This is a genomic window from uncultured Porphyromonas sp., assembly GCF_938023125.1.
Taxonomy (GTDB): domain Bacteria; phylum Bacteroidota; class Bacteroidia; order Bacteroidales; family Porphyromonadaceae; genus Porphyromonas.
On sequence record NZ_CALHDW010000011.1, the window covers coordinates 143332 to 154792 of the forward strand.

Annotated in this window: 5 protein-coding genes and 2 pseudogenes; 6 read left to right on the top strand and 1 reads right to left on the bottom strand. The window is 44.0% G+C overall.

Translation table 11 applies throughout. From position 1 onward, the window contains the following. The first annotated feature begins 74 nt into the window (after positions 1–74). The 5 genes and pseudogenes from Q0090_RS03530 to Q0090_RS03550 all read left to right on the top strand — a co-directional run bounded on the left by Q0090_RS03530 (position 75) and on the right by Q0090_RS03550 (position 8860). The gene (locus Q0090_RS03530) at positions 75–986 is read left to right on the top strand and encodes a FimB/Mfa2 family fimbrial subunit (RefSeq protein ID WP_297947503.1); all 912 of its coding nucleotides are present in this window, start codon (positions 75–77) and stop codon (positions 984–986) included. 14 nt (positions 987–1000) lie between these two features. After that, a complete protein-coding gene (locus Q0090_RS03535; RefSeq protein WP_297947505.1) occupies positions 1001–2167 on the top strand; it encodes a hypothetical protein in 1167 nt (388 codons plus the stop codon). Between the two features lie 19 nt (positions 2168–2186). Beyond that, entirely contained in the window at positions 2187–5324 is a 3138-nt protein-coding gene (locus tag Q0090_RS03540) for a fimbrial protein (protein ID WP_297947506.1), read from the top strand. Positions 5325–5614: 290 nt separating this feature from the next. Beyond that, positions 5615–6025: pseudogene (locus Q0090_RS03545) on the top strand (transposase); the annotation flags it as partial. A gap of 390 nt (positions 6026–6415) precedes the next feature. Beyond that, a complete protein-coding gene (locus Q0090_RS03550; RefSeq protein WP_297947508.1) occupies positions 6416–8860 on the top strand; it encodes an outer membrane beta-barrel protein in 2445 nt (814 codons plus the stop codon). Positions 8861–9015: 155 nt separating this feature from the next. On the opposite strand, the pseudogene Q0090_RS03555 reads toward Q0090_RS03550, so the two are convergent. Beyond that, positions 9016–9537 (bottom strand): annotated as a pseudogene (locus Q0090_RS03555) (phage integrase SAM-like domain-containing protein); the annotation flags it as partial. Between the two features lie 482 nt (positions 9538–10019). On the opposite strand from Q0090_RS03555, the gene Q0090_RS03560 reads away from it, so the two are divergent. Beyond that, complete coding sequence (locus tag Q0090_RS03560) at positions 10020–11312, top strand: site-specific integrase (RefSeq protein ID WP_297947510.1); 1293 nt, start codon at positions 10020–10022, stop codon at positions 11310–11312. Positions 11313–11461: the final 149 nt, after the last annotated feature.

The following is an 11461-nucleotide window of genomic DNA, read 5'->3' on the forward strand; positions in this document are numbered from 1 at the left end:
CCCCACTTCTTTTCTGAACAATTAATTGTCATGGCTTGCTGTAGTACAGCAATATAATGCACACATAATGTAGTATGATTACAAAACGATTTTTTTGGACACTAGTGTCCCTCATATTGCCTACCTCACTGCTGTTGAGTAGTTGTTTGAGGGATGACTTATCAAAGTGTTATACCAATCGCATAGCACTCTCATATCATGCGGATGGCACTACGGAGGTTCTTCCTAAGTACATCAAGACTGTGCAGCTGTATATATATGAAGCCAATTCCGGCAAACTCATAGAGCGTCAGGATATTAATACTGATACGCCCTCCGATCCCACACCTATTGTTAAGTTCAATCTGAAGCAAGGGGTCAAGTATAAGGTCGTAGCTATAGGCAATGTTTCGGATAAGACACTGATCAAGGGTACAGACTCTTCTCTAGGTAACAGCATTACCCTTGGGGAGCCCAATGCTTTTAATGGAAAAGAGTCGGGTATCAATGACCATCTTTATCTTGGCTCTGCCCTTATTGAGGGGCGCGAAGCATTTAATAGCCAGATCGATTACGTGCGCCTTTACTCTATCCACTACAATATATATGTAGGTTTGGACAAAGAAAACTTTGACTTTAGCAAAAATCAATATCAGTGGAGAATAGGTCTTGTACCGGGGCTCTGCGATGGTGCCGGCAATACATTGACGGACAAAGTCACCTATCTCTTTGAGGACTTCAAAGAGGACGAGCGAGGCAGAATGGCAATACCGGGTGCGATGTTGCGATTCGATCCTAACTCCGTAAACCAAATTACCTTTGAACTGATAGAAAAAACGAGTAACAGAGTTCTACATTCTCTTAATCTCGGAGACTATTTACGCACCAAGGCAACAGATGTTGACCTAACTAAGCAGGAGATGGATATCACATTCTTCTATTCTTGTCCCGGCACTGAGATACAAGTTGCCCCCTGGACAGCAGCAGATGTAAATCCTATTTTCTAAGAGAGAGACCGACTATGAAGGGGAATCATTACATAACAATTCTGGTAGTACTGCAGATGTTGCTCTGCCTTACTGCCTGCAACAAGAGAGATACTCAGCTAGACGTTGACAACGAACCACTCCCATTATATTGTGCATTCAGCTTGAGGAGTGCGGGTGTTGGCGCTGCTAATCCTAATGACATACAGCCTACTCGTGTGCTGGTATGTGTGGTAAACAATAAGGGTATTGTTGAGGCACAGCAAGCAAAGAAGGTCGATTTTTCCGGGAATGTGCTCTTTACATTCCCAAATATAGCTCCGGGCTCTAAGAAGCTCTATGCGTATGCCATCAGCCCTAAGGGCGAGACCGACAATAGCTTTACCGCTTTAAACTATGTCGTATTTCCTACGTTAAACGCAGCTGGTGTAACGACCGACTTCAATGGAGCTGGGGTAACGGAGTTTGCTATCCCCAAGTTCTCTCACGAATACCAACTACAAAACTTGGTTGCCAAGGTTGATGGCCACACCACTACAGACGCTAATATTATCTATAGCGGATACAGTGAGATCGTGCATACCCGCATAACCAAAGACACACCCAAGGAGGTCGCTCTCTATCCTCAGTTGAGTAGAGTAGAGGTCCGTCTCTTTGTCGACCAAACAACCCGCCAATATTGGGCTAGTAAAGGCATATCGGTGAACTCGGCCGCCATCAGTTTTGCCAATCTCTCTAAGGCGTACAATTTCTTCTTTACCAAAGCCACGCCGGCAAACCGAATCGATACGGATCAGTTCCAATACGTTGGCCAGCCCCAGAGTGCCTGGAGGTGCAATATCCCGGCCGTTACATTGGCGAATCCCTCCACACCTCTTGATGGTACGAGCAAGGCTCCGGATGTCATCGTTTATTCGGCTCCGATCTTTAGCTCTCTCTGGAGTATCCCCAATGCTCAGCAGCCCAAGGTAGACCTCGTGCTCAATCTCTCTAGTGGAGAAAAGCTTTCTGCTCGATTCCCCATCAGTACGGGGGATGCGAAGACTACTGTAGCCAGTGGTATCGTAAAGCCGGGCCAAGGCGATCTCTACCCAAGCTACAACTACAAGCTGAACCTAATCATCAGTCTCCAGGAAGTGACCATTAAATACCAGTTGACCCCCTGGACCGAAAAGACTGTCAATCCCGAACCATTTGTTTGATGCAAACTAAAATACAACTATGAATAAGATATATAGTACTATTGCCCTAGCGGTTATGTCTCTCCTCCTTGTGATGGGAGTGACCTCTTGTGTCGAAGACCGAGGAAACTATATGGGCGATGGGGAAGAGATAGAAGTCAACATCTGTGCCGGGCTAAGCGAGTTCACTCCTCAGAGTGTACTACGTGCATCTGCAGAAGAAAGTGTAGAAAACACGGTGCAGAACCTCTATTTGATGGTTTTTGCCAAGGATGGAACGCTTGTACACCGTGATCACGAGGAGGTCGGAGAAGTCTTGACGCCTGGCACCCAAAGGGCATTTAGCAAGAAGCCTTATCTATTCACAAACGCTACCTATACGTTCGTGCTTATTGCCAACTATGGGGAGGATCTAACCATCTACGGAGTAGAGAAGACGAGCCTAGACAACATCAATTCGCTCAGCGACCTAGAGGCTTTCAAGGTCTCTCTTCAGAAGGAGTCGGTGCAACGTATTGAACCGGCATTCTTGATGGTAGGGTCCTTAGAAGCCAAAGTAACGAGTACAGGACAGATCGTTATTCCTCTGAAGCGTCTCGACGCAAAGGTGCGCGTCGTTATCACTACCGATAATCCCACCGATGGTTCGAAAGTCTCTTTTACACCTAAGGAATGGTATATTCGCAATCTACCAAAGCATGCCATGCCTTATACCACCGATCCTATTGTATCACTTACCGGAGATGCCAATTACTACTATCCCGGCATAAAGGCTCAAGACAAGGGCCCCTTGATGCTAATGGAAGAAGGGGGCAAAGAGTTTACTTTTTATTTGCCGCCCAATAGTAAGAAAACCAGAAACAACCAAGTCTGCCCGGGCTTCAAAAAGAGAGAGCTCCAAGAGAAGAGCATCGACCTTACGGCTCCGGGGAATTACCACATTAACCAAGGGGCGTTCCAGGATCACTTTGTCAAGAATGGAGATTTCGTATATGCCGATCCCTACGCTACCTATATAGAGATCGTGGGAGACTTCAAAAAAGAGAGACCCAACAACTCCGGTATCAGTGCCGAGGAGATGCACTACATCATCCACTTGGGCTATGTTAATAACCAAGCAAACAACTGGGAAGCTGAGAGCAACGCCTCCTACACCTACAACGTAAAGATCAATGGGGTAGGTGAAGTTGAGACCGAGGTAGTTCGAGACAACGAAGTCAATACCGGGGTAACCGGGAATGTACTAGAGTACAAGAGACTCGAGATGAAAGACTCTCCCTTCGGATACGGAGTACTCACCTTTACGGCTGCTGAGCTATCGAAACTACGCGATGTCAGCCAGATGGCCTATATCGTTAAGACCCCCTTCTGCGACAATCTGGAGAGAGTGGGTAGGGACTTTAATACTCCCAAGCCTGCAGGGCTTGATAATGATTGGATCCGCTTTAGATTCCATAATAGTGTGAATCAGAATGCGAATATCCTGCCATACGATACGAATGATAAGGGATTGACCTTGGAGCAATTCTTGAAGAAGCTACCGGACTACAAGTCAACCGGAGCTACCGTTACCTACTACATAGATGAGTACTACTACAAGACGAAACCAAGCAACATTACTTTCTCCGGCAACTGGGAAGAGGATGGTTGGCGTACGTTTGTGAACCAACCCGACCGTTACATTGGCTTGTTCATTTTCAACGATACCGATTCCGGTCACAAGATCAGTCGAGACCGAGAGTCGCAGTACACCAAGGCGGATATCCTCTTCCGTCAAGCGGCAATTGTGACGCACTACTCGCTCAAAGAAAGTGTGCTCCCAAGGGGAGAATCCGCTTTTGGTATCCAGGCGATACAGCAGCCCCACTCCTACTACACCTTCGACCAGAGTCATATGGTAGCTGGAGCAGGTGTTAAGATCCAAGAACAAGGCTCTGTGGCGAATGGTGCCAATGCCTACTATGTGACATTGGCTAATCGACAACCAAAAGGCGGTTCTCCCAATATGAATTATAGCACGCTTCTGCAGCCTGCACGAGATGGGTATGAAGTAATTACCGACAACCTCGATAATTCATATAAGGATCATAAGGCATACCTTGAGTGTTTGAAGTATAATAGAGATGAGAATGGCAATGGCGTTATCGACCGAGAGGAGATGGTTTGGTACCTACCGGCGCTCTACCAGTATATCTCTCTGGGGATTGGTTTATTCAGCCTCCCCAATGATAATCCGCTCTACCTCGATCGTTACCCCTATGATGACTTTAGGCACTTTGTTACCAGTACAAGAGCCGGGCAGCAGAGAAACAACTCCATGACTTACTATGGAGAGCTTCTCTACAACGCTACCGAGGCAATATACGACCCTGTGAGTTGGCCCCGAAGTGGATTTGGTACTGGAGATGAAGTAATGCAGTTCTGGAAATATGTAGACTATGTGCAACCCTATATAAAGGCAGGCAAGTATGCTCAAGGGAACATGTACTATCGTTGTGCGAGAAAGCTGGGTAAGGCGGTTATTAACGCAAAGATAGAGCCGGAGACTCCTATGTTTTCGAGTGTAGACGTTGGCAATAGTTACAAAATCACATGTAATCTGGAAGAGAAGTCTGTTCGCCCCGCATCTATGAAGATAACGAGAGGCGCTCTCCCAAAGCACAACGAGCGCTCTATCTTCAATCGTCCTACTCGTACATTCTATGTTTGGAAGGAGACTATTTCTAATAATAGACTGGCCAATGGCTCTTATACATGGCTGGGGCATACCCCCTATAGAGACGCTGAAGCCGCTTGCCAGACCCTTGGGCGGGAGTGGCGGTTGCCCTCTGTTGCAGAGTTGGCGATTATGCTGATGGCTTTGGACGATCAAGATCCGCCATACCAGGCAAATAGGAATCTACCCGCAGCATATGGATGGGAAAACTTCACAGGTATTAGACGATATAACCGACAGGAATCAACAGCGACCAATGCATTGGGCGACCAAACATCCAGAAGGGTCTACTGGTCATCCACTCGCTTCTCATCGAACAGAGAGACAGATCGCTATGTCTTTGGTATGATTGCCGGATATAATCACCCGGTACCTAGTTTGGTTAGACCTCACCTAAGGGATTATCTGGGAGGGCGATTTGCTGCCAAAGGCTACGTACGATGCGTACATGATGGGGATTGATTCCCTCTCTGAAGTATGCGGACAGAGAGTGAGAGACACACACGTCCGTCATATAAATAGATAGGCAAGGGGTGGTACACGGCCGTGTACCACCCCTTGTTCCTTTCGCCAATCCCCCAATAGATCTTTGAGTAGGTAGTGTCCGGAAAAAGTGTGTAAGCCTCCAAGGTTCTTATCTTTTGAGTTTGAAAAAATAAAATAGAAAACAAGAACTGTTTTTATGAAGCTTACACAAGGACAAATATCGGAAATGATTTCTGATTTGACAAAGAACAAGGAGAGTTTTTAGCCTCCTAATGAGCGAAATCTTGAATAGCCTGATGAAACAGGAGCGCAGCTTATGGCAAGAGGGGTCTCAGGAAAGCAGCAATGGCTACCGTCCCCGACGCTGGAGTTTTGGTCATTTGGAATTCGCCCTTCAGATTCCCCGGAGTCGTCAAGGGAACTCTCATCCGATGCTTTTAGGGATTATTCGAAGCGAGGAAGAAGAGAAATCCCGTCTCTTTTCATCGCTCTACAGCAAGGGGTTAACCACGGAACAGATTGGGGAAATCTCCCAAGAGATTTATGGTCGCTATTATAGTAAACAACAGGTTAGCTTCTTAGCCCGAGGCTGTAAGTCCGAGATTGATGCCTGGCTCCTTCGCTCGCTTAGGATACTACCCTTACACACTTTTCCAGACACTACCGGGGATACTTAAGGCAAACTGTCCATTTGGTTTATATTAAACTACATTCCTGCAGTACAGACGTGCTGATAGAAGCAAGCTATTGCCAAATATCAAGTTCAACAATGTGTTTGATACCTGCGAACACCACAGGCACCCGATGAATGTCGGCAGGCTTTTGAAGACAGAAAGATGATGGAATAATCGAGAAAAAGGGAAAACATGATGGAAAACATAAAAAAAGAAATTCTGTCCAAGATTTGCTAGTTAAAGTTTTTATTCGTACGTTTGACCGTAGGGAAGGGTGGTTTGCTATTTTCTAGGATATAAGGAATATTGGTGAGGGGAATAAAACAAATTGACTAAGTGGTGAGAGGCTTTGCATTTCCCATTTCAAATTCAAAGCAGGATAGGAGGTTGTATATGCAACTGTTGAAGAGTTTATTTATCAAAGAGGGAGAGTTCGTGTCTCGTGTACTGGGGATTTTTATTGTTCTTTTGAGTTCTACGCTCATAGGATGGTCACAATCACAGTTGAAGGGGTGCGTCTCATCTTTTAGTGGAGAACCCGTAGAGGCTACAAGTGTTTGCGTGCGTCAGTTTCCCGATTCGACGCTCATTGCAGTAGCCATTACAGATTCTTTAGGGTGCTACTCTTTACCTTGTCCCAAGCCACCATGCATTATTTCCTATTCGAGTCTGGGATTTAAGCCCTTGCATTTGATGTGTAGTGACATCTCAGACATTCCCCAACAAGTCGTACTAGAGGAGGAAACAGAAACTTTAGACGAGGTGGTCGTTGTGGCGCGAGCAATACAAACCAAGCCCATTATTGGAGGAATTGAATGCAAAATTCGAAATAAGACAATTACCGGTAATCGTTCTATTGCAGACCTTCTCTCCTATATCCCTTTGGTGGCAACCTCTGGCTTAGAAAGCCTACGTGTAGCGGACAAAAAAAATGTTGTTTTCTATATCAATGGGCGTCGTTCTCGTCTCTCTCCTGCTGCTTTATTTAGCTATTTAAGATCTCTTACGGCCAGTCAATTATCCTCATTGAAAGTTCTGCACCAACCTCCATTAGAATATGGTGTAGATGATGATTGTGCTGTAATTGATCTTGTCGTTAATGATGATAATGTGGGATTCCAAGGTTCATTGCGTGGGGAAATAATAAAAACACATTATTGGAAGCAGACGGGAAGTACCACGCTTCTGTATCAAACTCCCCAATGGCATACGCAAATGTATCTCAGTGCCCGTAATCTAAGGGACTACGAACGAGGAGAGGAGAGTACGCACTACTTTAATACGCTGCAACACATAGATCGAGAACGGGAGCAGAATACTCGACGTAAGCAGTTCGACTTTAACTTGACTACTGAATATGAACTTGTAAGCAATCATTTGATTGGAGCTTCGGTTGATTGGTACAACTATAGAGGAACCCCAGAACAAATAACCACCACTCGTTATCGTACGATGATGCCAGACTCAGTCTTTTCAGGAGCAATGTCAAGTAAATACACAGACAGTTATTGGGCTAGTGCATTATACTATCAGGGACAGTTCTCCAATGGAATTAGACTTTCGATGGAATTGGCAGGACTATGGAGCAAATTCCAGCATCAAGCGTTACACGAGTATAGACGCAGTGATCTACAAGAAACTCCGCTCTACTTGGATTATCAAGCTCACTTTCCTATGAAAACTGATAGTTATGAAGCCAAGATAAAAGCACGGATTCCGCTCTCCTCTAAGTTTAATCTATATGCTGGATCACAAGTAGAGTATCGCAAAGCCTTTTATAAGGAAATATACGACATAGCACGAATGCCCATAGGGTATTTATTCAACAATCAAGACCTTAAATACAACGAGACCACCCTCCTTTCCTACGCTTTGGTCAGCTATGCTTTCCCCTATTCAATAACCTGCTATGGGGGACTTTATGCTCAGTACTACAAGACCGAAGGAGCATTTAATCAGGATCCGCTGAGTAGTTATAGTCGTCGTTGGTATTTATTACCCTACTTGGACATAGCGTGGAGTGGAGAAAAGTTTTCGATTACTTATAGTTTCTCTACATCTAATTATTACCACAACTTTGCATCCTACTCTCCATTCAAACAGTGGCATTCTATTACAACATACTCTCAAGGGGATCCTACACTTCGTCCTACTCGGTCTTCACATCAAGCAGTGAATGTTCGTTACAAGAATCTATACACCAAGCTATTCTATTCAAAAAGTCACGACACCACTCTAGCTATTCCTATTGTTGAGGACAAGAATGTAATCGCACAAAAAGAGTTGAACTATGGAGATACTCATTCGTGGGGGATCTCATTCGGGTACGGTCTCAATGTGACATCTTGGTGGTTTCTCAATGGAAATGCAAGTATTAGTAGGGCAACACTCAAGCCTAAAATATCAGTGCCCGATTTAGCGACATTTCCATTGAGGATATCCTGGTTTGCCTCCGGTAGTATCAGTAACGCTTTCACTCTATCAGAACGACACCACTGGACGGCAGATTTTGACGTAAGCTACTCGGCACCATCTCGATGGGGATACGAGACCTGTGTAGGTATGATGCAGTGTAATTTCAGAATGCGTAAATCACTAGGAAGCAATACTATGCTTTCCCTATGGGGATACAAAGCATGGAGGCACTCTATGGGTAATCATTTTCATGAATGGGGTATAACCGAAACTCAAACACCACACTTCCAAAGTTGGAATAAGTCATGGGGAGAAGATCTTGGTCTTTCTGTTTCTTTCACTTATTACTTTGGAAAGTCATCACTTAATCAGCGCATAGAACGGCATAGCACAGATTCCTCACGCATACTCAATCGCAAGTAATACAAGATGTTTCACTATTTAGTAATTAAAATTCTATGAAGAGAAAAAGAATTGAAGAGTTTGTCGTTTCTCTTGAAAACGATCAAATTACAAAAGACGAGAGTGCTCTCGTATTGGGAGGAAATTCTGGTTGGTTTGATAAGAAGAAAGAAACCAGTACTCAAATATAACTCAAAGTCTTGAACCACGGCAGGTGTGAGTTCTGTCAGATTGATGTCCTTGCAAGCGTACTTATAGGATAGAAACTCCCCAAAGTGTCTTCTAAGGACACTGTACTTTTGCAAGCTGTCTTGACTAATGGTATGACCAACACGCTGCCTGATGTCATCATTGAACTTGTCGAACACAGGAAGGAAAGTAGTGTATTCTCTGTCTTTTCCGACAAAGTACGAACGGATCTTGTCCAACGACAGGGTTTCATCATTCTCAAACTGGAAAATACTATTCAGTGTAGTGGAAATGGAGTCCAATGCGACATTGACCGACAAGGCTTCGTTGGTGCGACCTCTAAGGCGACTACCTGTGTTATTCCACAATGTTTTGTCCACGAAGATTTTCGTGGAACCGAAATTTGCCATCTCTCCATTCAGAAATACACGGAGCATAACAGGCGACTTCCCTTCTTTATTCTCATAGTTTGAGCGTAGGTAGAAGGATACCTTGAAATTCATTCTCATAATGCATCATTCTTTAGTGTAGCACTCGGCTACAAAGTTACTATCTAAACCATTGAAAGAGAAAGAATTGATGCCGTCAAATTGGTATTCAGAACCTCGTCACTGCTACATTTTTTGTTGCTACAATTTTTCTGTAGCACTATGTGTAGCAGAATATGACCGAAAGATGATTGTCAAAAGAGGATTTATGCCATCAGACAATAGGGCTATATACAAAGAAAAATCGTTGTAAAACCTTGATTTTACAACGATTATCTGCTTTTTGAAGGCTAAATTGAAGACCCTTGTGAAGACCTTCTGAAACCTTCCAGCGGAGAGAGAGGCTCTTTCTCTTGAACCTTCGGATAGTATCATAAACGTTCAATATGTTGTATAATAGCATTTTAAGTGGAGTGTTAATAAAATGAGATTTCATGGGAAATCTTTGGTAGAATCAATTTTGGGGTGTAAATTTGGGTGCAGAAATCGAAACACCCAAAAGTATGAACATCAAGCGGAATATTATCTTCACGTTGGAAAGCAGGAAAAAGGACGGAGTTCTCATTGTTGAGAATGTGCCTATCCGTATGCGTGTCAATTTTGCTTCCAAACGAATTGAATTCACAACAGGTTATCGTATTGATGCTGCGAAATGGGATTCTGATAAGCAGCGTGTAAGAAACGGTTGCACAAACAAACTGAAACAATCAGCTTCTGAAATCAATGCTTCACTCTTGAGCTATTATACCGAGGTGCAGGAAATCTTCAAGAAGTTTGAAGTAGAAGAAATAATGCCAACACCTGAACAAATTAAAGAAGCATTCAATGCGTTGCACAAACCTGTGAGCGAAGAACCTAAGCCAAAGAAAGAAGCGTTGCCTTGTGATTTCTTTCAGGTGTTTGATGATTTTGTCGAGGATTGTGGACGTCAGAACAATTGGACGGACTCCACGTTTGAGAAATTTGCAGCCGTGAAAAATCATTTGACCAACTTTCGTGAAGGACTTACCTTTGAGTTCTTTGATGAGCGAGGCTTGAATGACTATGTGGGTTATCTGCGTGATGTAAAGGAGATGCGCAATACAACCATTGGCAAGCAACTGAGTTTCTTGAAATGGTTTTTGCGCTGGGCTTTCAAGAAAGGTGTACATCAAAACAACGCCTACGATAGTTATAAGCCCAAACTCAAGAGTACCCAAAAGAAAATCATCTTTCTCACTTGGGAGGAACTTAACAAACTCCGAGGGTTCGAAATACCAGCTGCCAAGCAAGCTCTTGATCGGGTGCGTGATGTATTTCTCTTCCAATGTTTTACAGGTTTGCGTTATTCTGATGTATTCAATCTTCGCCGAAGTGATATTAAAGGTGACCACATTGAGGTGACAACGGTTAAGACTTCTGATAGCCTGATTATCGAATTGAACAATCACAGCAAAGCAATCCTTGATAAATACAAAGATGTGGCATTTGAAGATGACAAGGTGCTGCCTGTGATTACCAATCAGAAGATGAACGATTATCTCAAAGAATTGGCAGAAATGGCAGGGATTGACGAGCCTATGCGCCAAACTTATTATAGGGGTAATGAGCGCATTGATGAGGTTACGCCTAAATACGCTTTGCTTGGCACGCACGCTGGTCGCAGAACGTTCATCTGTAATGCCCTCGCTTTGGGTATTCCTCCGCAGGTGGTGATGAAGTGGACGGGACATAGCGACTACAAGGCGATGAAGCCGTATATTGACATTGCCGACGACATCAAGGCGAATGCCATGAGTAAGTTCAATCAATTATAATATATTTGGAGCAGTTTGGCTGGTCATAAATTCAACAAGAACATTCACGCAAGAGCCTCTTGCGTAAAATCATAAAGACAAAAGTATGGACAATGAAATAATACTCTCTGCGAATAACCCTCAGGGCCAACTATCAGAATATGCTGAAT

What these genes read in the sequence shown, in the direction of transcription:
- Q0090_RS03540 (WP_297947506.1), top strand. Translation starts at nt 2,187, where the DNA reads ATGAATAAGATATATAGTACTATTGCCCTAGCGGTTATGTCTCTCCTC.
- Q0090_RS03535 (WP_297947505.1), top strand. Translation starts at nt 1,001, where the DNA reads ATGAAGGGGAATCATTACATAACAATTCTGGTAGTACTGCAGATGTTG.
- Q0090_RS03530 (WP_297947503.1), top strand. Translation starts at nt 75, where the DNA reads ATGATTACAAAACGATTTTTTTGGACACTAGTGTCCCTCATATTGCCT.
- Q0090_RS03550 (WP_297947508.1), top strand. Translation starts at nt 6,416, where the DNA reads ATGCAACTGTTGAAGAGTTTATTTATCAAAGAGGGAGAGTTCGTGTCT.
- Q0090_RS03560 (WP_297947510.1), top strand. Translation starts at nt 10,020, where the DNA reads ATGAACATCAAGCGGAATATTATCTTCACGTTGGAAAGCAGGAAAAAG.